This window comes from Ulvibacterium sp. (assembly GCF_965248315.1).
Lineage (GTDB): Bacteria > Bacteroidota > Bacteroidia > Flavobacteriales > Flavobacteriaceae > Ulvibacterium.
Map to the genome: position 1 here is coordinate 2,234,099 of NZ_CBDFIX010000002.1, position 22,283 is coordinate 2,256,381.

The following is a 22,283-nucleotide window of genomic DNA, read 5'->3' on the forward strand; positions in this document are numbered from 1 at the left end:
TAAATCTAGATGTTCTGCCTTCTAAATCAATTAGTTTTGCATTATGAGAATTTTGATTTCAGGAGCAACGGGATTGATTGGTCGCGAAATTGTAGACCTTTGCCACTCACAAGGCATTTCCGTTAACTACTTGTCCACAAGCAAGGATAAAATTGTTTCTAGAGATAATTACAAAGGGTTTTATTGGAACCCAAGCTCCGGGGAAATAGATATGGACTGTTTCAACGAGGTCGATGCCATAATAAATTTGGCAGGATCTAGTATTTCCCAAAGATGGACATCCGGTTATAAAAAGGAAATAATGTCCAGCAGAATCAATACGGTCAGAACGCTGTACCATGCTTTAGAGAAAATAGATGGTCACAGTATCAACTCCTTTGTTTCGGCGTCCGCTATTGGCATCTATCCCAATTCCTTGACCAGCTATTATTCAGAGGATGAAAGAGAAGTTGATCAAAGTTTTTTAGGTGAAGTCGTTCTGGCTTGGGAAAAGGAAATAGATTCATTAACATCTTTTGGTTTTTCCGTTGCCAAAATCCGAATCGGTTTGGTAATGGCCTCAGATGGCGGTGCCTTGCCCGAAATGGCCAAACCTATCAAGAATTATATCGGAACAGGATTCGGTTCAGGTGAGCAATGGCAATCCTGGATACACATACGTGACTTGGCCCGTATTTTTCTCTTTAGTGCGGAAAATAGATTACAAGGTACGTACAATGGTGTAGGCCCTAACCCGGTTACGAACAATAAACTTATAAAGGAAATCGCCAAAGTCTTGGAGAGACCCTTGCTTTTACCAAATATTCCAAAATTCGTTATGAAGGCAATTCTTGGTGAGATGTCCTATATTTTATTTGCGAGTCAGCGTGTAAGCTCTAAAAAAATAGAAGAAGAAGGTTTTGTTTTCCATCATAAGAACATTTGTAAAACCTTGGAAAATATTTATGATAGGGAGAACGGAAAAAAAACGCCTAATAAACTTCTTCAAAAAGAATTTCTCTCCTAACGTGGAACAATACACTTTTCTACTTTAAGATATCCGCTTATGGCGGATTTTTTTATAAAGTTTGATGACATTTTGACATTTTTAAAGAAATGGCAGTACTTTTGCCACCTGGAAAAAAGATTGATTAATAAGTTAGAGATTTTATGAGTAAGAAAGCCAAGGCAGAGGAAATGGATGGAATCGTTTCCGAAGAAAATATATCCACGGAGGAAAATGGTCAAGATCAGGAAATTGATTCCGAGAAGAGCGCACTAACGGAGGAGGAGATACTTCGGGAAGATTTGGCCAAGGAAAAAGATAAATTTCTGCGCCTATTTGCCGAGTTCGAAAATTACAAAAAGAGGACTTCCAAAGAAAGGATGGACCTGTTCAAAACCGCAGGGCAAGAAGTCATAGTTTCACTTTTACCGGTTATCGATGATTTTGACAGGGCTTTGAAAGAGTTGGCAAAGTCGGACGATACCGAAATGTTTAAAGGTGTAGAATTGATAAGTACAAAATTAAGGGAAACCCTTAAGTCCAAAGGATTGGAAGAAGTAGCTGTGGAACAGGGCGATAAGTTTGACGCGGAAGTACATGATGCCATTACTCAGATCGCCGCACCCAATAAGAAATTAAAGGGAAAAATTATCGATGTCATAGAAAAGGGTTATAAGTTGGGAGATAGGATAATCCGTCATCCCAAAGTCGTGTACGGAAATTAAAAACGAGGTATGAAGGAAGACTATTACGATATATTGGGAGTGAACAAAAATGCCACTGCCGCCGAAATTAAAAAGGCGTATCGCAAAAAGGCGTTGGAGTATCATCCTGATAAAAACCCTGGAGATTCCCAGGCCGAAGAAATGTTTAAAAAATCGGCAGAGGCTTATGAAGTTCTTAGTAATCCGGATAAAAAAGCGAGATATGACCAATTTGGGCATGCTGCCTTTGAAGGTGGAGGCGGCTTTGGCGGTGGCGGAATGAATATGGAAGATATCTTCAGCCAATTCGGAGATATCTTTGGGAGTGCCTTTGGTGGCGGTGGTTTCTCTGGTTTTGGTGGTTTTGGCGGAGGAGGCCAGCGTAGGGTAAAAGGCAGTAATTTAAGAATACGTGTAAAACTTAACTTGGAAGAAGTTGCCCAAGGAGTTGAAAAAAAGGTAAAAGTTCGTAGAAAAGTCCAGGCCCAAGGTGTTACCTATAAAACATGTGGAACTTGCAATGGCACGGGCCAAGTGACCAAGATAACCAATACCATATTGGGGCGTATGCAAACAGCTACCACTTGTACTACCTGTGGTGGTAGTGGTCAAATCCTGGATAAGAGACCCAGTGATGCCGATTCCCAGGGTCTAAAAGTAACCGAAGAAACGGTATCGATCAAGATTCCGGCCGGAGTAGAGGAAGGGATGCAGTTAAAGGTAACAGGCAAAGGGAACGAAGCTCCAGGAAACGGGATTCCAGGCGATTTGTTAGTGGCAATAGAGACCGAAGATCATAACACATTAAAACGTGAGGGAGATAATCTCCATTATGACCTCTACATTAGTATTTCCGAGGCTGTTTTGGGAACTTCCAAAGAAATTGATGCCGTAGGAGGAAAAGTTAGAATAAAACTAGAACCCGGAATTCAGTCGGGCAAGATATTGAGATTGCGTGGCAAAGGGATTTCAAGTCTCAACGGATATGGAAGTGGCGACCTTTTGGTCCATGTTAATGTTTGGACTCCAAAAGAGCTAACCAAGGAACAAAGGGAGTTTTTTGAACGCATGCAGGGGAATGATAATTTTGAGCCAAAACCCGAAAAATCAGATAAATCTTTTTTCGAGAAAGTTAAAGATATGTTCTCTTGACCAAATAATATTTGGGTTTTAAATAAAAAACGTATATTTGATTTGATATTGGGAAACCAATATTAATTTTCTTTTTCATAGCAATTTTTTTCCCATCCTTAATTTCTTTAAGGGTGGGTTTTGTTTTTTGGAGAGGTTAAGTTCTGGACAAGTCTATTCTGTTTTGTAGGAGTGCTCCCAAAGGCACACGGAAACTAGCCATTAGGTTAGGTATAACCAATATATTACCCGTTGCTATGGATGCTGAAAGCAAAGGCCATTTACTTTCCCATTGAGTAGAAAATACCGAAAAACCGGAACACTTTTTAAAGCAATTCTATATCTTTGGCAAAATTGCTTGCATGAATAACATTTTGGTTACTAAAGAGGTTACCAAACGATTTGGAGAGCATACAGCACTGAACAAAGTATCCCTAGAAATTCCCAAGAACAGCATTTATGGACTGCTAGGCCCAAACGGAGCTGGGAAAACTACCCTAATACGAATCATAAACCAAATAGCCTTTCCTGACGCAGGCGAGGTATTTTTTGACGGGGAGCCCTTAAATGCACATCATATTGCACAAATAGGATATTTACCGGAAGAAAGAGGCCTTTACAAGAGTATGAAGGTCGGCGAGCAAGCCCTGTATTTGGCACAATTAAAGGGCCTTGGTAAATCCGAAGCCAAAAAACGTCTAAAGTTTTGGTTCGAGCGATTTGAAATAGAAGGATGGTGGCATAAAAAGGTACAGGAGCTTTCTAAGGGAATGGCTCAAAAAATACAGTTCATCGTAACTGTTCTCCATAGACCCAAACTTTTGATTTTTGACGAACCTTTTAGCGGTTTTGACCCTATCAACGCTAATATTATCAAGGACGAGATATTGAAACTTAAGGAAAATGGTACCTCCATTATCTTTTCTACCCACAGAATGGAGTCCGTTGAGGAGTTATGCGAGTATATTGCATTGCTCCATAATTCCGAAAAAGTATTGGATGGAAAATTATCGGATATAAAAAAGGAATACAAAAACAATGTATTTGATGTTTGCCTGGAAGTTGAAGATGGCGATTCCCTTTTGAAGGAATTGGAGGGGAAATTTAAAGTACGCTCATCAACGTATCTTCCAGGAGAAGGGCAATTGGAATTTACGGTAGAATTACCTTTTGCCGATTCCAAGGAAATGTTGGCACACCTCTCCAATAGGGCCAATATTGTTCGCTTCGTAGAAACTATACCTTCTGCGAACGATATTTTTATAGAAACAGTACAAAGTAAGGAGGTCTATGAATAAACTACCTTTAATTATAAAAAGGGAATATTTGGCCAAAGTACGGAACAAGTCTTTTGTGATAATGACTTTTTTGAGCCCAATTTTAATGGTGGGTATGGTGGTTTTAATTGCCTACCTAACCAAAATAAATGACAATGAAAAAAGAATAATCGGTGTATTAAATGAAAGTGACTTCTTTTCCAACGAATTTCTAACAACGGAGACCACGTCATATGTTAATTTTAAGGATATAGCCTTACAGTCCGCCAAAGATTCTACATTGCACATGGGGTATTATGGATTGCTTTACATACCTAAGGCGGCAAGTCTTGAACAGGTGGCCAAAAATGCGTTTTTTTATAGTAAGGAAGCACCTAGTACCGCCGTGCTAGAGAGGTTGGAGCGCATTTTTCAAAACCGTCTTTTCCAGCAAAGGATTCAAAATTTAGGAGTTTCCGCCAAGGAATTTGCCAATGTGGATAATCGTTTTGAAATTAAAACGGCTACATTTTCGGGTCAGCTCAACCTTAAGGGCATTAATGAGGTCAAAGCTTTTATTGGTGGTGGATTTGGTTATCTTATAATGATGTTCATAATTATTTATGGAGGTTTTGTCATGCGAAGTGTAATCGAGGAGAAAACCAGTAGGATTATTGAAGTCATCATTTCTTCCGTTAAACCCTTTCAATTAATGATGGGCAAAATAATAGGTACTTCCCTAGCGGGTGTTACACAATTTGCCATTTGGATTCTTTCCGCTTCTTTGCTTCTATTCTTGGTATTTGCATTTTTTGGGGTGGATCTTTCGGTATTAAACAGTAGTGCACATTTAGCCCCGGGAATGGCACAATCCATATCTCCAATGGATCAGGACATACAGTTGTATGCCATGGAATTCATGAAAATACCATGGTTTATGCTTATTGCATTTTTTGTCCTATACTTCATATTGGGATATTTGATTTACAGTTCCATCTATGCCGCTATTGGGGCAGCCGTGGATAACGAAACGGATACTCAACAGTTTATCTTTCCAATTATACTGCCTTTAATGCTTGCCATCTATGTTGGTTTTTTTTCAGTATTCAGTAATCCTCACGGACCCATAGCCGTTGGCTTTTCCCTATTTCCACTTACATCTCCGATTGTTATGCTCATGCGGTTGCCCGGTGGAATAGGAGAGGGAGGTGTACCCATTTGGCAGCTTATCGCCTCAGTTGTATTATTGGTAGGAACATTCATAGGAATCGTCTGGTTGGCGGCAAAGATTTATAGGGTAGGAATTTTAATGTATGGTAAAAAACCGAGCTATAAGGAATTGTACAAGTGGCTAAAATATTGATCATGGTTCAGGAAGAGGGAAATAAGGTAGAGGAAATCATTAAGGAGGATATTTGGGGCGCAATAAAGGAGTTTTTGGACCTTGGCCTTCATGTAGGTCAAGGCGATAAGCGCATAGATATAACTATCGGAATATTGCTACTCCTCATTGTCGCTTTTTTAGCGACCAGTTTTCTTCTCAAATGGCTACGCCGATTGTTTACCCGAAAGATGGATGTTGATGACAAGCTGAAGTTCATCAGTATTTTCAAATTTATCAAGTATGTGGTGTACGTCGCCGTAATCTTGATAACCATGAGTGCTGCCGGTATAGACATTACCATACTCATTACGGCCTCTGCGGCACTGTTCGTTGGGCTAGGATTGGCGTTACAGGAACTTTTTCAGGACGTCATTGGAGGGATTTTTATCATCTTGGATAAATCCGTGCATGTAGGGGATATTGTGGAAGTGGAAGGAAAAGTAGGTAAGGTGTACGAAATAAAGTTAAGGACTACTAGGGCCATTACCCGGGATGATAAGGTGATTATAATTCCAAATCATAAGTTTATCAGTGATATTGTTTTTAACTACACCCAAAACCATGCTACGACACGTGAAAAAGTACATGTTGGTGTGGCCTATGGAAGTGATGTCGATGAGGTGACGCGTATATTGGAAGAAGTTGCCAATAACCAAGAGGGTGTACTTAAAAATCCAAGGCCATTTGTTCTATTTGAAGATTTTGGCGATTCCGCATTGCTGTTTTCCATTAACTTTTTTACAAATGACAGTTTTGGAGACCCTCGAATAAAAAGCGAAATGCGATATAGAATAGATTCTGGGTTTAGGGAAAACAATATCACTATCCCGTTTCCGCAAAGAGACGTTCATATATTACAGGATCGGCCCATTCAATATCATCAAGTGGATAAATCCAAGGAAAAGAATGGGGATTAATCTGGCAAAGGGTTTAGCAAGTATTTTGGGGGTAGTTTTAGTGCAAACGGTAGGTCTTTCGCAGACAACTGACTTGTTGCGAATGGAATATACACATATCCCCGAGAACGATTTTGGGATCAGCACCTCAAGATATCGGGCCTTGTTTAACCTACCTATTAAAATGGGCAAGGAGAACTATTTGGTAGCGGGATCTGAGTATAACACCTATCGTTTTGAATTTAACAGTCCATTGCCTTTTCCTTCCAATTCCTTGGAAGAGATTCATATTATTGATGTGAACTTGGGATATATCCTCAAATGGAATCCAAGTTGGCGATTTGTAGGCATCGCCACCCCCCGTTTGGCATCCAATTTTGTAGAAGGCATAGAGAATAATGATTTTCTCTTCAACTTTTCCGCTTTGGTTTGGAAAGAGAAACCGGATATCGATAAACCTTTTCGTTTAATATTGGGACTTACCTTCAATAGTGCTACAGGGCTTCCCTTTCCACTGCCATTGATCAACTATCAAAAAAGATTTCATCCCAATTGGTCCTACACGCTGGGTATTCCCAGGATGGATTTAAAATATTACATTCGAAAGAAGCATATTTTACAAACGGCACTATTTTTGGACGGGTATTTTGTAAATATTCAGAATGATATCCTACTTCCTGGTAACGTATTGGGAACAACGGTTTCGCTTTCTGCGTTGGTAAGTGCTATAGGTTACCAATATAAAATATCAAAGTTTATTTCATTTTATAGTCTTTTGGGGTATTCCTTAATACAAGAAGGATTGCTAAGAGATGGTGGTCGGAACAGGGCCTATACCTTGAATGATGAGGGAAATATTTATCTTAGGACAGGATTTAAGATATCAATTTTTTAAAATTAACGCATGTCAAAAATATTGGTAATAGAGGACGAATCGGCCATAAGGAGAGTTTTGGTTAAAATCCTTTCGGAAGAGAATGATACCTATCAAGTGGAGGAGGCCGAGGATGGTCTAAAAGGCTTGGAAACTATTAAGAATAACGATTATGATCTGGTGCTTTGCGATATAAAAATGCCCAAAATGGACGGTGTTGAGGTTTTGGAGGCGGCCCGGAAAATTAAGCCTGAAATTCCCTTTATCATGATATCCGGACATGGCGATTTGGATACGGCCGTTAATACCATGCGTTTGGGAGCGTTTGATTATATATCCAAGCCCCCGGATTTGAACCGGCTTTTGACTACGGTACGCAACGCCTTGGATCGTAAGGAATTGGTTGTGGAAAACAAGATTCTTAAGAAAAAAGTAAGTAAGAACTATGAAATGGTGGGCGAAAGCAAGGAAATCAATGTTATTAAGGACATGATAGAAAAGGTGGCCCCTACGGATGCTAGGGTTTTGATAACTGGTTCCAATGGAACGGGAAAAGAATTGGTAGCACATTGGATTCATGAAAAAAGCCAAAGAAGCAGTGCTCCTTTTATAGAGGTCAACTGTGCCGCTATACCGTCCGAACTTATAGAGAGTGAGCTTTTTGGTCACGTCAAGGGAGCCTTTACCTCTGCTGTAAAGGACAGGGCGGGAAAGTTTGAGGCGGCCAACAAGGGGACCATTTTTTTGGACGAAATAGGTGATATGAGCCTTTCCGCTCAGGCAAAAGTGCTCCGGGCCTCACAGGAAAACAAGATTTCAAGGGTTGGGACGGACAAGGATATTAAAGTTGATGTACGTGTGATTGCGGCCACCAATAAAAATCTAAAAAAGGAAATTGAAGAAGGAAGATTCAGGGAGGATCTATACCATAGATTGGCGGTTATCTTGGTAAAAGTTCCTTCCTTGAACGAACGCAGGGAGGATATTCCATTGCTGATAGCACATTTTGCTAAAAAAATTGCATCCGAACAAGGTATAGTTCCAAAGGCTTTCTCGGACAAGGCCATTAAACTGTTGAAGACCTACGATTGGACCGGAAATATCCGTGAGCTTCGAAATGTGGTAGAACGGCTAATAATTTTAGGCGGGAAAGAAGTTAGTGAGGCAGATGTTACCCTTTTTGCCAGCAAATAATCTACATATATGGCAGATTATGCTCCCGAATAAATGCTATTTGAAATGGGTGGAAGCTAAAAATTCGTTTATCTGCTACTTAGTAATTGATCTCCACAGCCCTCCAAGCGCTCCAGGGCTTCCTTGGAAATCTGCTTGGTCCTAAGATTGTAGTATTTTTTACCCTCGGTTAAATTGGGTTTTAGAAGTTGTTGTTCGCAATGGTCGTGAATTTTTTTGGCAAAGGCTTTGGCCTCCTTACAGTTCACGGAATTAATTACATTATCCAATGACTTTTGGTAGTTTACCAAGGACATATCGATCTTCTTCCTTAGGGCATTAATATCGGTATCTTTAAGAACTATCTTTTTTTTCTTTGCCATCTTGGTGTTCATTACTAAAACATCACTTGGATAAGGGCTATCATGTGCTTCGTATGTTAAGACTGCTTCCAAGCCTTCAAGGGTATTCTCTAGAGCCCTATTCAATAATATCTTGGTGGCCCTCAATGTAGTGGTACGGGTGGCTCTTTTCAAGTTATCGAACCCTTCCTCTATACTTAGTACTGCATGCTCGCAACCACATTCCGAAAGTTGTTGTCTGGATTTAACAATAGCGTTCAAGGCCTTATAGGTATAATACCGGGCTAGATTGATATTTTCCATGGCAATGGCCTTTTCGGTCTGAGACTTAACAAAGCCAATATTAGAACCCGCATATTCGCAAGCGGGGCTAGGCTTATAGGAAGATAATAGGCAGGAAAAAAGAGCGCATAGCACTATTGTACACTTTTCCATGTTGTGATCATTTAAGGGTAAAATTTGGGACATTTTACAGTGTAAAGTTAAGCATTACAGCGTAGAGGGGCCTATTTTTTCGATAGACGGGATATCAGAACCCAAATTTTGGATGAAGCGGTTTTATTGGATGACAAACGGTCAATTTTTTTAACATTCGCTGTATTTCAACGAGAAAATATTTTATATTCCACTCATGAAGAAAGTAGATTTAGCCCATTATAAGGTGGGAACACCCATAAAATTGCAAGATTCTCCAACCTATGTGGACCTAGATGCATCAAAAAAGGACTTGAAAAAAGCGTTGGAGCAAACCCGAGAGGAACTTGGGGAGTTTCAAGATACTTTGTATGCCCATGGTAAATACGGTGTTCTGGTGTGCCTCCAAGGAATGGATGCAGCAGGGAAGGACAGTTTGATCAGAGAAGTATTCAAGGATTTTAATGCACGTGGTGTTGTGGTACATAGTTTTAAAGTGCCCACGGATTTAGAACGCAAGCACGACTATATTTGGCGGCACTACATCGCCCTTCCGCCCAAAGGAAAATTCGGTGTATTTAACCGAACTCACTATGAAAATGTATTGGTGACCCGAGTTCATCCAGAATACCTTTTGAGTGAAAATATGCCGGATATTCTTAGCGTTGAAGATGTAGATCAGAAGTTTTGGGATAGGCGTTTTGAGAGGATTAACAATTTTGAACGCCATATTGCTGAAAACGGAATGATAATTTTCAAATTTTTCCTGCATCTTTCAAAAGAGGAGCAACGTCAAAGACAGTTAAGGCGATTAAGGTTAAAAAGAAAAAACTGGAAATTCTCCCCAGGCGATTTGGAAGAACGCAAGCTTTGGGATCAATATCAGATATGTTATGAGGAGGCAATCAATAAAACTTCCAAACCGCATGCACCATGGTACATTATCCCATCAGATAATAAGGATGCTGCAAGGGTAATTACAGCTTCCATCCTACTTCAAGAGTTAAAAAAATACAAAGATATCCAAGAACCTGAGCTAGATCCGGAAATACAGACTAATTTAGAGGCTTACATCCGGCAATTGGAAAATGAAGGGAAATGAAAAAAATTAGTGTACTGTTTTTTTTTGCAAGTCTGATTACCATAGCACAGACCAAAGATGAGCAACAAATAAAACGTATTTATGATGCCGCCCTGACCCAGGGATCAGCTTACAACTGGCTCAACCATCTTTCCAATCAAATAGGAGGAAGACTTTCTGGTTCCGTACAGGCGCAACAGGCGGTAGACTACACCAAGGCCCAGTTGGATAAGCTAGGCTTAGATCGTGTTTGGTTACAGCCCGTTATGGTTCCCAAGTGGGTAAGGGGAACCCCTGAATTTGCCTATATTGAGACCAATCCTGGAATAACCACCAATGTACCCATATGTGCTTTAGGGGGATCTGTAGCTACACCTCTGGTTGGTCTAAAGGCCAATGTTGTAGAGGTTAAGGGCTTGGAAGATTTAAAGGCTTTGGGGGAAGAGAAGATAAGGGGTAGGATCGTATTTTTCAATCGACCGATGAATCCTACGGAAATAGATACTTTTGAATCTTATACCGGTTGCGTGGACCAGCGTTATAACGGGGCAGAGGAGGCGGCCAAGTATGGTGCCGTGGGTGTTGTAGTCCGTTCAATGACACTTCGTTTGGACGATTACCCACATGCTGGTGCCATGAGCTATGGTGATACTCCTTTGGAGAATAGGATTCCCGCCGCGGCCATAAGTACCAAAGGAGCTGAATTGTTAAGTACTACCTTAAAACTTAATCCGAAAATTAAATTCTATTTTAAGCAAAGTTGCAGACAGGAGGAAGACGTGGAATCCTTTAACGTTATTGGTGAAATTACCGGAACTACCCATGCTGATGAGATAATTTTAGTAGGTGGTCACTTAGATTCATGGGATTTAGGAGACGGTTCACATGATGATGGGGCCGGCTGTGTACAGAGCATGGAAGTGCTTAACCTTTTAAAAACAACAGGATACAAACCAAAACGAACCATCCGTGCTGTTTTGTTCATGAATGAGGAAAATGGACTTCGCGGTGGAAACAGGTACAAGAAAATCGCCTACGAAAAGAAAGAGAACCACATTTTTGCTTTGGAAAGTGATGCTGGCGGTTTTTCTCCTAGAGGTTTTTCCTTTGAATCCTCGAAGGCCAATTTAGAACAGGCACAGTCCTGGGCCTCATTATTTGAACCTTATTTGGTCCATTTTTTTAAAGAAGGGTATTCCGGGGCCGACATTCGTCCATTGGATAATGGAGAAATGGTATTGGCGGGGCTTCGTCCTGATTCCCAACGCTATTTTGACCATCATCATGCGGAAAACGATACGTTCGAGCATGTTAATAAACGTGAATTGGAATTGGGCGCAGCTGCCATGACCAGTTTGGTTTATCTTTTTGATACCTATGGAATTGTGAATTAGAGGTAAATTGTAGAGGCTTATTTTTTGCTTTCAGGGCCTCCAATTGAAACTCCATACCCAACAAAATTTCCTACCTTTGCCGCTCATTAAAAAAAGCGAAAAATGCAAGACGGAATCTATGCCAAATTCAATACCTCAAAAGGAGAGATAGTAGTAAAACTTACCCACGATAAAACTCCTGGGACCGTTGGTAACTTTGTGGCACTGGCCGAAGGTAAAAAGAACAATTCGGCGAAGGCCGAAGGTGAACCTTATTATGATGGCCTAAAGTTCCATAGGGTGATACCGGACTTTATGATTCAAGGTGGTTGTCCTCAAGGTACCGGTACTGGGGATCCGGGCTATAAGTTTGATGACGAATTTCATCCTGATTTGAAGCATTCCGAACCAGGTATTCTATCTATGGCAAATGCAGGGCCAGGTACCAATGGAAGCCAGTTTTTCATAACACATGTACCTACGCCATGGTTAGATAACAAGCATACTGTATTCGGTCATGTAGCATCAGGACAGGAAACGGTTGATGAAATTGCTCAGGGAGATGTTATTGAGAACTTGGAAATTCTACGAGTGGGTGATGAGGCAGAACAATGGAATGCGTTGGACGCATTTAATAGTTTTGAAAGTTCCAAAGCAAAGAGATTGGAAGAAGAGCGAAAGCTTCAAGCCGCAGAACTGGACAAAGTCGCAGCAGGATTTAATGAGACCCCTAGTGGACTTCGCTATAAGATTATTGAGAATGGAAGTGGATCTAAAGCCGAAAAAGGTCAACAAGTCTCTGTGCACTATGAAGGAGCGTTACTTAACGGGCAAGTTTTTGACTCATCCTATCAGCGCAATCAACCCATAGATTTCAAGCTAGGAATTGGTCAGGTAATCCCCGGATGGGATGAGGGCATCTCACTATTAAAGGTTGGTGATAAGGCCCGATTTGTTATTCCACCGGATTTGGCCTATGGCAGTGCAGGGGCCGGCGGAGTTATTCCGCCAAATGCCACCCTTCTATTCGATGTTGAATTGGTAAAAGTAGGTTAGGGACTAAACATAGTGTTTTCCGAGTAAATACTGTTTAGGTTTTTTTAAGCCTCACCTATTTGGCGCGATTAATACTGACCAATAGCAGTAATATATTTACAAGAACCAAGATTAATAATAGTATAAAGAAGTTCAACATCTTTGAGGTTTATTGCTTTGTAGGTCAATTTATAGTATCACCTATACATCGTAAACAACTAAAGAGGCTAGCACCCTACCTGTATCTATAAATATTTCTATTTATCCAAGGTTTTGGCACTTTTCGTACTTAAAAGAAGCAGGATGATATTGATTACAAGCAACAAAAAAAGAATCCCAAAAAAGGTTAACATAGTGCGTTCTTGTTAGAAGTGGGGTATTGTTTTGTTTAAATTTAGATGGAAATAAATGCAAAAGGTTGCGTAATTGTTAAACAAAATCAATGGAATAGTAGTATTATTCTTATAATTATTTGAAAAGCATATAAAAAAACCCTGGCAAAACTGCCAGGGCTATCCTATAAAAAAGTCTATTCTTTACCTAGTCAACAACTTTCACATTAACGGCGTTCAATCCTTTTTTACCTTGTTGTAGCTCAAATTCCACAACATCGCCTTCTCGAACCTCATCGATTAAGCCAGAAATGTGTACAAAATGATCTTCGTTTGAACCATCTTCTGTAATGAAACCATATCCTTTGGAATCATTGAAGAATTTTACTGTTCCTTTACCCATAATAAAAAAAATTAAAAATTAAATTAAAACGCGAAGGTAATGTTAAAATTTTTAATTCGGTGATTTTTTGAAGGTTATCTTTTTGTAAAAACATCTTGTAAGACTTATTGGAGATTTAATACGGACAGATTAGCCACTTTTAGATTAGGACTTCCAAATCACATTTAGTATTCTTTTTATCTTTAAATGATGGGAGGAGTACAATCATACAATAAGATTTCGGACTTATTGAAATCCGAGGATTTGGGTGGGCAAGTCCATCAGGATTCTGATTTCACCGTAAACCGATTGGAAGACATACACCCAAGGCCTACAAAATCCCCTACTTTTAGGGCCAATTACTATTCCTTTGTATTGTTACAAAAAGGAAGTACGGATTATAGCATAGACAATAGAACATTTTCAACAAAAGAGCGGACGTTATATTTTACCAATCCTGGACATTTAAAATCTTTTCATATCAGGGAGGTAAGCTATGGTTTTATATTCACGGTTTCCGAGAACTTCCTAAAAGAATATATCCACAAGGATGTCTTTGACGAATTCTCATTTTTATTGACGGAAATAGTACCGCCCTGTTACTTGGATGAACATCGCTTTAAAGAACTACATGCTTTAGCGGAACAAATCATAATTGAGGAGCAAAAGGATACTATTCTGAAGCATAAAATTGTTAGTTCATTTTTTTTGATCTTTTTGCTTAAGGTCAAGGAATATCTTTTGAAGGATAGGGGTTTTAAAACGGAATATAGTAGGGATTCGGAAATTGTAAATAGATTTAAAAAGGATTTGGAAAAATATTTCCGAATACTCCTGAACGATTTCAAAGGGCAAAAGGAAATCCCTAAAGTTCAATACTTTTCCGCTCAACAGCAGTTAAACCCTAGCTACTTTAGTACTGTAGTCAAAGCCAAGACCGGCCGAACCGCCAATACTTGGATACACGAAAAAATACTATCCGAAGCCAAGGCCATGTTATCCCACTCCAAAAATCCGATTAAGGAAATAGCTTATAGTTTAGGATTTCAGGAAGCGACCCACTTTTCCAAATTCTTCAAAAAGTACGTAGGCAAATCACCGGTTAAGTACAGAAAAGGCTTCTAAGAATATTATCAAAGAAATATACCTTCTTTTCTAAAAAATACACCTTTATCCCAGTAAGTGTAAGTTTCATCTTTGTTTTAGAAATAATACAAATCTCTAAAAACAAAAAAGATGAAAAATTTGGAAGGAAAAATAGCCTTGGTAACAGGAAGCAGCCGAGGTTTGGGAAAGGAAATGGCCATACGGCTTTCGGAAAATGGAGCCAACATAGTGGTTACCTACCACTCGGATAGGGAAGCTGCCAATGATACGGTCGCTCAAATTGAAAAAGGTGGTGGTAAGGCTTTTGCATTGCAATTGGATACCGGGAAAGTATCTACTTTTGATGATTTTTTTAACCGACTAAACATGGAACTAAAACCCAACTTGAATGCTTCAAATATTGATATTTTGGTAAATAATGCAGGTATTATTCCACAAGCTCCAATAGCTTCTATGGATGAGGATACTTTTGACAGAGTTACCGATATACAATACAAAGGAGTATTCTTTCTTACCCAAAAAGCGCTAAAGCTCTTAAATGAAGGAGGGAGGATTATCAACATCTCAACAGGGCTCGCAAGGTTCAGCCTTCCCGGACATGCGGCCTATGCCGCAGCGAAGAGCGCCGTTGAGACGTTTACCAGATATTTGGCCAAGGAGTTGGGTTCAAGAAGGATTACGGTAAATGTAGTGGCTCCCGGGGCAATAAATACCGATGTTAACCGGGAAGCTTTTAAAAACCCACAAGTATCCGGATTTATTTCGCAGATGACCGCCTTGGGCAGGGTAGGAGAGTCCGAGGACATCGGTGGTGTAGTTTCCTTTTTAGCCTCGGATGACGCCCGATGGATTACTGGTCAACGTGTGGAGGTTTCCGGAGGTATGTTTCTATAAAAAGCACCATTTTGATAGGCAAGGGGAAGCACTGGTAGATGCTTTTAGAAGCTGATAGAAGGTAATTTAAAGAAGGTTTTTGGGAGCTCAATATCAAATTAATATACAATCCAGAAAAGTGTTCTCCATTTAAATTGGATATAAAAAAGCCCCCTTGTGAAAGCAAGGGGGCTTTTTTACAAATACATTTCTTGTTACGCGGTTGGATCCGGTGTCATTCTAAGATAAGGTTTCACTTCTTCCACACCCTTGGCAAACATTTCCTTGGCTTGTTCTGTTGGGATGGCGGGACTAACCACAACATCTTGTCCGTGTTCCCAATTGGCTGGGGTAGCAACTTTATGATAGGCTGTTAATTGCAGGGAATCCACAACACGAAGCAATTCATAAAAATTACGCCCCGTAGAAGCAGGGTAGGTGAGTATTAACTTCACGGCCTTGTCCGGAGCTATGATAAAGACGGAACGCACGGTAAGTTTATCATCCGCATTTGGGTGGATCATATCATACAACGTAGCTACTTTCCTATCCTCATCGGCAATAATAGGAAAATTGACGGTGGTCTTTTCTACTTCATTGATGTCCTTGATCCATTCCGCATGGGACTCTGCCCCATCTACGCTCAATGCGATCATTTTCACATTGCGCTTGTCAAACTCGTCCTTGAATTTTGCAGCCGTTCCCAATTCTGTAGTACATACCGGCGTAAAGTCAGCAGGGTGGGAAAAAAGAATTCCCCAACTATCACCCAAATAATCATAAAAATTTATGGTTCCTTGAGAAGTGTCAGCAGTGAAATCTGGGGCAGTATCGCCCAATCGTATAGTAGCCATATCCTATATTTTTAGGTTGTTAATTTTAAAGTGTTACAAAATTATTGGATTAAACAGCAATCCCTTATTTTTTTGGTTAAAAATCTATTAAAGTTTAATGTTACTTTAATTGTACAGGCCATGGTTTTATTTCGAATAACATGTAATCTTATCTATCTTTGTTTTTATGGAGAAAATCGATTTGGAAAAACTGCGCTACCCGATAGGACATTTTGTGTTTCCAGAAAACTTTGATGATTCAATTGTCGAGGATTGGATTTTGGAATTGGAGACCTTTCCCCAAAAATTAAAGCTTCTGGTCAAGAATCTTTCCGATGAACAGTTGGATACCCCGTACAGACTGGAGGGATGGACCGTGAGGCAGGTAATCCATCATGTTTCGGACAGTCACCACAATAGCTATATGCGATTTAAATGGGCGTTGACGGAAGATCAACCTATAATCAAGGCGTATGATGAAAAGGCTTGGGCCGATTTATTGGATACTAGGACGGGACCCATTGAAATGTCCTTGAATCACTTAAGCGCTATACATGCCAAGTTGGTTTATTTGTTAAGAAGGCTTTCCCCTAAGGATTTGGAAAGAACGTTCGTCCACCCTGAAAGTAAGGCCGAAACATCCTTAAAAGAGAATATAGGAAGATATGTGTGGCATGGGAACCATCATTACGCACACATCAAAAATGTACTGATCAAGAATAACTGGTAAGTCCCCTGAGATTCGTAAGTATTGATAAAACAGGACTAAATAGCTTTATACAGTATAAGCATCTGTCGTTCGCTTTTCAAAACATTTGGAAACTCCAATACTCCTTCCCTAAGAATTTCAAACCCGTTTTTTAGATAAAAATTTACTGCAGGACCCTTTTTCATAGTATCCAGCCAAAGTATCCTTTTATTTAGTTCCTTGGTCCTCTTTTCAACAAAATTCAATACCTCGGTCCCGATACCCTTACCGGAGTATTCCCTTAAGAGATAGAGCTTTTCCAATAGGAGCGCTTCTTTGGAGGAGTAGGTTGCAATTTTGGAATGCAATAGTACTTTAAAAATACCCACTGGAGAAGCTCCATGGTAAATAATGAAATGTTCATTGTTGGGATGCGCCAATTCTCGATCAAGAACGGTATGGGTAAAACTAGCGTCTATATAGGGTGCAGGATCTGCGTTTTCCCAGAGATGTAGATAGTACTGCCTATAGGATTTAATTCCAATGGCACAATAGACATCAAATAACTCTTGGGTCAATGCAGTGATAGCAATGTCCATAAATTAGGTTTTCTTTTCCCCTCCTTCGGGGCCATAGAAAAGTACCCAAGTAGCAAAATCCTCGCTGAAGTTCTCAAAACGATGCTCTATCCCCGCAGGGACAAAAAGAAAATCACCGGGGGAAAAATCCGTACGGACCCCACCATTCAAAAATTCACCATTACCGGAAATTACAATATATACTTCATCCCGGGTATGCGGTTTTTGTAAATCGACTTTTTGGGGCTTATATACTTCTACAACCAAAGTGCCGTGCTCAAAAAGGTTCAAAAAAAGTGATTCAGAATCCGCTAATCTGTCCAATGCTTCTTGGGTACCTATTTTCATTTTAGGAAATTTATGTTAAGCGTCTGCCCATTTGATGTTGCAGCCAATACTTGGTTTTTGAAACGTATCAATTTTTTTCTCCTCCAAAACGGCATCAATGGCATTTCTAAGATCCTTTCCGGTTACCGGTATTCCATTACCAGGGCGGGAGTCGTCCAATTGTCCGCGGTAAATCAGTTTTAGAGTACCATCGAAAAGATAAAAATCAGGCGTACACGCGGCGTCATAGGCCTTTGCTACTTCCTGGGTCTCGTCATAAAGATAGGGGAAGGAGAATCCTTCCTGTTGGGCTGTCTCCTTCATTAAATCTGGGGCATCCTGGGGATAATTCTTAACATCGTTACTAGATATGGCGATAAAACCAATCCCATTTTTTTGGTATTCCCGACCTAGTTTTGAGATTTCGGGATTTACATGTTTCACAAAGGGACAATGATTACAGATAAACATGATTACGGTTCCCTTATCACCTTTTAAATCCTGAAGGGCCTCTTCTTTTCCGGTAACGGTATTCGTTAAACTAAATTCAGGGGCCATTGTACCCAAGGGTAACATATTGCTAGGGGTATTTGCCATTTGATTTAAATTTTTGTTTTTATCGCCATTGAATACATCCATGGAACGATTAAACCGTTTGGTCTATCAAAGTTAAAAAGAATTTTGCCGACCTTGTGTTTTAACAAACTAGTGGTATATTCAAAAATTTTTAATAGAGTACCCCAAATACAACTTGTAAGTTTTTAGTATGGATTACGTTAAATTAAACCACGATGTTTGCTATTTGCGTTTGAATTTTTACAAATCCAGATTGAAAAAACGGAAAAATTAAAAAATTGACTTAAAGAAAATGGGGTATTATCTCATAAAGGCTTGGATAAAAAGTGGACTGCATCTATACTTTTCCAAAATTAAGGTCCATGGTCTTGAGAATGTTCCAAAAGACAAGCCTGTGCTTTTTCTGGCCAATCACCAAAGTGCACTATTGGATGTCCTGCTCATTGCCGTAGACTGTAATCGCAAGCCTTATTTTCTTACTAGGGCCGATGTATTCAAAAAACCTTTGCTAAAAAAGTTTTTTGGTTTTCTACAGATGATACCTATTTATCGGATTCGTGATGGTCGTGAATCCTTAAAGAACAATACGGAGGTATTTGATAATTGCGCAAATTTATTGGGTAATGAAAAGGCCATATTGATGTTCCCGGAGGCCAATCATAATCTAAAGCGTAGAGTTAGACCCTTAAGCAAAGGTTTTACACGTATCCTATTTGCTGCATTACGGCAAAACCCAAATTTGGACATTCGTTTGGTACCTATTGGATTAAATTATCAGAATGCCGAAGGTTTCCCGGATTCAGCAGCAATTTATTTCGGCAAGGATATTTCCGTACAACGGTTTTATGATGCCTCTAATTTAATTTCGTCTACCCATATCATCAAAGAAAGGGTTTCAGAGGCACTAAAAATGTTGACCACCCACATAGAGGACGAAGCCTCGTATGATACCATTATAAAACGTTTGGATACGGAAAGAACAGATTATTTGGACCCGACGAAAGTCAATTCAAAATTGAAAAACCTAAAACCCTTGGAGATTCAGACCCATGTAAAGAGGAAACGGGAAAAAGGGTTTCTCCAAATTGCTTTTTACATTTTTAATTTCCCTATTATACTGCTTTGGAAGACTATGGTAAAACCTAGGGTTTGGGAACCGGAGTTTACCGCCACCATCAGATTTGGTTTTGCCCTTATGGCCTACCCGTGCTATTACGTATTCTTGTTTGTAGTGTTTATGATTTTGTATGCCCCCTTAACTGCCTTTATTATAGTCCTAGGCATTTTTCTTTTCAATTTGGGTTATGTGAAGTTGCAGAATGATTAGGGATGTTATTGTCCTGGTTTTTTAGCTTTACGTTACATGATCCCACCGAAGAAAATGGCGTTCATCAATAATTTATTGGTACCATACCAGAATGCCCTAAAGTTTGTGTTATCCGTAAATACCACAACTCTGCCTTTACCCAACTTCTGGACCTGAAAAGGTACACTTCCCTTTAACATGGCCAAATTCTCCTCAGAAATGTACCCGCTTAATAATGGGGTATCCGTATACTGGATTGGATTGTTATAACTATCCTTATCCGGTTCAATAAAAATATTTGTATTTCTAAAAAGTGCCAATCGATTATTTTTATACCCATAGTTAATAGGATGGGATCGATCCAATTTGGCCTGGAAAATAGCCCCGCCAGTCACTTGCGCACCCTTGAAATCATTTTTTGCCCCAAACGAAATATTTTTGGCGACTAAAGTATCCTTTCGGAATTTGAGCTTGATCAGCTCATTTTTTTCAAACCACTCGGTTGCGCTTCTGTAACCTATTAAAGTTCCACCTTGCATTACCCAGTCCTTTAGCTTTTGGGAACCTTTCGCGGCCAAAGCCATGCTGGCACTGCTGGAGCTTGGTATTATAAGGTCCGTATACTTTGTCAAATCTACCTTATCCAAATAGGAAACGTCGATTTTGGTGATTTTCATATCATATCGGGTATCGAACAAATGCCAGACCTCACCTGCATCATAAGAACGTATGCCTTGGCCGACCAAGATGGCCACTTTTTGTTTTTTTAAGGGATCAAAGTCGTTACTGCCTAAGTCTATCCCTTTAGTAAGCCCAGTACTGACTGACTTTATATGTACTTTGCTTTTTTGGGCAACTGTACTTAAAAAATCATGAAGTTCCTTAGGTTGCAATTCCTGATTCTGAACGGGGATCATAATGGTTCCATAGTCGTATTGCTTGCCCTCTAAGGAGAAAGGATATTTGGCGACTTTGGCGCGTAACCCTTTTTCCAATATCATGTTAAGGGCTTTGGGGGTATAATACTCGTGCCATTCGAAAAGATAGGCATAATTGCTATTGGTATCAATACTTCCCGATACATCGGTAAGTTCGGTTATTTCAGAACCTATATTTTCCAATGTGTTTACTTCAGCATAGTCCATATTAAAGGCCAGGGGGAAGGTCCAAGCGGATACGTCATAGAAAAGGCTGTCCTTAAATGTGGTCCGTTTTTCGAACATTGCTTTTATGAGGCGGTGATGTTTTTGGCGCATGGGCACTACATAACCATAGCCCTTGCTATAACGCTTCCCGTCTAATGTCATGTCGTTGGCCAATTCATGAAATTTTATGCCGTGCCGATGTAGAACTTCGGCCAAATGCCAAGCCTTGGAAGCATCCTTACTATTTCCAAAAATAATGGCCTGGGTCTTACTGCGCGAAGCTTCATTCCTTGCACTGGTATAAAAATCGCGTTGATACTCCAGGATTTTGGTCCGCATATTTTTAGCCGCCTCTATAGTGGAAAGTGAGGTGGTGAATTGATTACGGATCGTAAATGGGAAGGTGAGGAGACCATTTTCGCTCTCCTGGATATGTCCACGGGAACTGCCCTGCTCAAAAAGAATTCCAATACTTCCGTTAACATCCGGAAAGGTAGAGCCTTTGCCGTAATAATAATCGTCATAGTTCTCCTCCGAATAATACAACGATCCAATCTTATCCAAGGCCTTAGTGTGATATGTTCCGATTTCTGCCGTTAGTTCTTGATTCAAATTGGATGTTAGGGGATGGACCCGAGAAGGTTCCCCTGGTTGAAAAAAGAAAGTGGAATTCGTGCCCATTTCATGATGGTCTGTTAAGATGTTTGGCTGCCATTTATGAAAGGTATGGATGCGTGCCCGGCTTTCCGGCAATTGAACAGGTAGCCAATCACGGTTCATATCAAACCAGTAGTGATTGGTACGCCCACCGGGCCATACCTCATGGTATTCCCTTTCGTTATTATCGGCATTTAGGTTCTGGCTCCTGTTCGTATTGGCCCAATAGGCAAAACGTTGTAGCCCATCTGGATTAAAGCAGGGATCCAATAAAATGACCAAGTTGTCCAAGGTCTCTGCAATCTCGGGCCCTTCGGCCGCCGCCAAATAGTAGGCATAGGCCAATGCTGCATTAGATCCGCTAGGCTCATTGCCGTGTATGGAAAATCCTTGATACACGACCAAGGGCATTTTTTCGGTATTCAAGGAATTTCCTCCTTCTTCTGTCAAGGCAAGATGTTCCTGTCTGATGTTTTCAAGTTTCCTATGGTTTTTTGGTGAGGTTACCGTGAGTAATAAAATTGGTCGCCCCTCAAAGGTTTCGCCTCTACTCTCAATGGTAATGCGCTCACTTGCTTCGGCCAAAGTCTGCATATAAAACATAAGCTTGTCATGGGTTACGTGCCATTCACCTACCTCATGGCCAATAATTTCTTTCGGAGTGGGAATATCCTCTTTGTAGCTGATGCCTTGGGGAAGGTAGTAATTCAAGTCCAAGGATTCTTGGGACAGACATGTAAGACAAGTAAAAAAGAGCAAAAACAAGGGAATAGCTGTTCTCATATAAGACCTAAAATTTATAAATGGCAAA

At 40.1% G+C, this 22,283-nt stretch carries 22 protein-coding genes; 15 read left to right on the forward strand and 7 right to left on the reverse strand.

Translation table 11 applies throughout. The features are described 5' to 3' along the window. The first annotated feature begins 43 nt into the window (after window positions 1–43). The 8 genes from ACP2AF_RS11220 to ACP2AF_RS11255 all read left to right on the forward strand — a co-directional run bounded on the left by ACP2AF_RS11220 (window position 44) and on the right by ACP2AF_RS11255 (window position 8,424). Entirely contained in the window at window positions 44–1,006 is a 963-nt protein-coding gene (locus ACP2AF_RS11220; RefSeq protein WP_425236245.1) for a TIGR01777 family oxidoreductase, read from the forward strand. A 143-nt stretch (window positions 1,007–1,149) separates the two neighbouring features. Continuing rightward, entirely contained in the window at window positions 1,150–1,710 is a 561-nt protein-coding gene (locus ACP2AF_RS11225) for a nucleotide exchange factor GrpE (protein ID WP_425236246.1), read from the forward strand. Window positions 1,711–1,719: 9 nt separating this feature from the next. Then, the gene (dnaJ, locus tag ACP2AF_RS11230; RefSeq protein WP_425236247.1) at window positions 1,720–2,841 is read left to right on the forward strand and encodes a molecular chaperone DnaJ; all 1,122 of its coding nucleotides are present in this window, start codon (window positions 1,720–1,722) and stop codon (window positions 2,839–2,841) included. A 341-nt stretch (window positions 2,842–3,182) separates the two neighbouring features. After that, on the forward strand, window positions 3,183–4,118 hold the full coding sequence (locus tag ACP2AF_RS11235; protein WP_425236248.1) for an ABC transporter ATP-binding protein: 936 nt from the start codon (window positions 3,183–3,185) through the stop codon (window positions 4,116–4,118). Next, window positions 4,111–5,439, forward strand: a complete 1,329-nt coding sequence (locus tag ACP2AF_RS11240; protein ID WP_425236249.1) for an ABC transporter permease — start codon at window positions 4,111–4,113, stop codon at window positions 5,437–5,439. The genes ACP2AF_RS11235 and ACP2AF_RS11240 overlap by 8 nt, the downstream gene beginning before the upstream one ends. A 2-nt stretch (window positions 5,440–5,441) precedes the next feature. Then, window positions 5,442–6,377, forward strand: a complete 936-nt coding sequence (locus ACP2AF_RS11245; protein WP_425236250.1) for a mechanosensitive ion channel family protein — start codon at window positions 5,442–5,444, stop codon at window positions 6,375–6,377. 82 nt (window positions 6,378–6,459) lie between these two features. Beyond that, a complete protein-coding gene (locus ACP2AF_RS11250) occupies window positions 6,460–7,251 on the forward strand; it encodes a DUF6268 family outer membrane beta-barrel protein (RefSeq protein ID WP_425236251.1) in 792 nt (263 codons plus the stop codon). A gap of 9 nt (window positions 7,252–7,260) precedes the next feature. Next, the gene (locus ACP2AF_RS11255) at window positions 7,261–8,424 is read left to right on the forward strand and encodes a sigma-54-dependent transcriptional regulator (protein WP_425236252.1); all 1,164 of its coding nucleotides are present in this window, start codon (window positions 7,261–7,263) and stop codon (window positions 8,422–8,424) included. Between the two features lie 68 nt (window positions 8,425–8,492). Here the strand turns inward: ACP2AF_RS11255 and ACP2AF_RS11260 are convergent, their stop codons facing one another. Beyond that, the gene (locus ACP2AF_RS11260; protein ID WP_425236253.1) at window positions 8,493–9,200 is read right to left on the reverse strand and encodes a hypothetical protein; all 708 of its coding nucleotides are present in this window, start codon (window positions 9,198–9,200) and stop codon (window positions 8,493–8,495) included. 196 nt (window positions 9,201–9,396) lie between these two features. On the opposite strand from ACP2AF_RS11260, the gene ACP2AF_RS11265 reads away from it, so the two are divergent. The 3 genes from ACP2AF_RS11265 (at window position 9,397) to ACP2AF_RS11275 (ending at window position 12,689) form a co-directional block, all read left to right on the forward strand. After that, entirely contained in the window at window positions 9,397–10,281 is an 885-nt protein-coding gene (locus ACP2AF_RS11265; RefSeq protein ID WP_425236254.1) for a PPK2 family polyphosphate kinase, read from the forward strand. Next, a complete protein-coding gene (locus tag ACP2AF_RS11270; RefSeq protein ID WP_425236255.1) occupies window positions 10,278–11,654 on the forward strand; it encodes a M28 family peptidase in 1,377 nt (458 codons plus the stop codon). Before ACP2AF_RS11265 ends, ACP2AF_RS11270 begins: the two co-directional genes overlap by 4 nt. 102 nt (window positions 11,655–11,756) lie before the next feature. After that, window positions 11,757–12,689 (forward strand): peptidylprolyl isomerase, encoded by a 933-nt coding sequence (locus ACP2AF_RS11275; protein WP_425236256.1) that lies wholly within the window; start codon window positions 11,757–11,759, stop codon window positions 12,687–12,689. A gap of 519 nt (window positions 12,690–13,208) precedes the next feature. Here the strand turns inward: ACP2AF_RS11275 and ACP2AF_RS11280 are convergent. Beyond that, the gene (locus ACP2AF_RS11280; RefSeq protein ID WP_120712775.1) at window positions 13,209–13,403 is read right to left on the reverse strand and encodes a cold-shock protein; all 195 of its coding nucleotides are present in this window, start codon (window positions 13,401–13,403) and stop codon (window positions 13,209–13,211) included. Window positions 13,404–13,592: 189 nt separating this feature from the next. On the opposite strand from ACP2AF_RS11280, the gene ACP2AF_RS11285 reads away from it, so the two are divergent. Together ACP2AF_RS11285 and ACP2AF_RS11290 are read left to right on the forward strand one after the other, a co-directional pair. Continuing rightward, entirely contained in the window at window positions 13,593–14,507 is a 915-nt protein-coding gene (locus tag ACP2AF_RS11285) for a helix-turn-helix domain-containing protein (protein ID WP_425236257.1), read from the forward strand. Window positions 14,508–14,618: 111 nt separating this feature from the next. Next, window positions 14,619–15,383, forward strand: coding sequence for an SDR family oxidoreductase (locus ACP2AF_RS11290; RefSeq protein ID WP_425236258.1), 765 nt, complete (start codon window positions 14,619–14,621; stop codon window positions 15,381–15,383). Between the two features lie 194 nt (window positions 15,384–15,577). Here ACP2AF_RS11290 and ACP2AF_RS11295 read toward each other — a convergent pair whose 3' ends face one another. Continuing rightward, window positions 15,578–16,216 (reverse strand): peroxiredoxin, encoded by a 639-nt coding sequence (locus ACP2AF_RS11295; protein WP_425236259.1) that lies wholly within the window; start codon window positions 16,214–16,216, stop codon window positions 15,578–15,580. Window positions 16,217–16,382: 166 nt separating this feature from the next. Here ACP2AF_RS11295 and ACP2AF_RS11300 point away from each other — a divergent pair, with 166 nt between their 5' ends. Further along, window positions 16,383–16,925 carry a YfiT family bacillithiol transferase gene (locus ACP2AF_RS11300; RefSeq protein ID WP_425236260.1) on the forward strand — a complete coding sequence of 181 codons (543 nt, stop codon included), beginning with the start codon at window positions 16,383–16,385 and terminating at the stop codon, window positions 16,923–16,925. Window positions 16,926–16,960: 35 nt separating this feature from the next. Here ACP2AF_RS11300 and ACP2AF_RS11305 read toward each other — a convergent pair whose 3' ends face one another. Genes ACP2AF_RS11305 through ACP2AF_RS11315 form a run of 3 tightly spaced genes read right to left on the reverse strand, consistent with a single transcriptional unit; the run spans window position 16,961 to window position 18,385 of the window. After that, window positions 16,961–17,482 (reverse strand): GNAT family N-acetyltransferase, encoded by a 522-nt coding sequence (locus ACP2AF_RS11305; protein WP_425236261.1) that lies wholly within the window; start codon window positions 17,480–17,482, stop codon window positions 16,961–16,963. Window positions 17,483–17,485: 3 nt separating this feature from the next. Then, window positions 17,486–17,809 (reverse strand): cupin domain-containing protein, encoded by a 324-nt coding sequence (locus ACP2AF_RS11310; RefSeq protein ID WP_425236262.1) that lies wholly within the window; start codon window positions 17,807–17,809, stop codon window positions 17,486–17,488. Window positions 17,810–17,824: 15 nt separating this feature from the next. Further along, window positions 17,825–18,385: a thioredoxin family protein gene (locus tag ACP2AF_RS11315; protein WP_425236263.1), complete on the reverse strand. Its 561-nt coding sequence runs from the start codon at window positions 18,383–18,385 to the stop codon at window positions 17,825–17,827. A 271-nt stretch (window positions 18,386–18,656) separates the two neighbouring features. Here ACP2AF_RS11315 and ACP2AF_RS11320 point away from each other — a divergent pair, with 271 nt between their 5' ends. Then, window positions 18,657–19,691 carry a lysophospholipid acyltransferase family protein gene (locus ACP2AF_RS11320; RefSeq protein ID WP_425236264.1) on the forward strand — a complete coding sequence of 345 codons (1,035 nt, stop codon included), beginning with the start codon at window positions 18,657–18,659 and terminating at the stop codon, window positions 19,689–19,691. Between the two features lie 32 nt (window positions 19,692–19,723). On the opposite strand, the gene ACP2AF_RS11325 is transcribed toward ACP2AF_RS11320, so the two are convergent. Further along, window positions 19,724–22,255, reverse strand: a complete 2,532-nt coding sequence (locus ACP2AF_RS11325) for a M14 family zinc carboxypeptidase (protein ID WP_425236265.1) — start codon at window positions 22,253–22,255, stop codon at window positions 19,724–19,726. Window positions 22,256–22,283 lie beyond the last annotated feature (28 nt).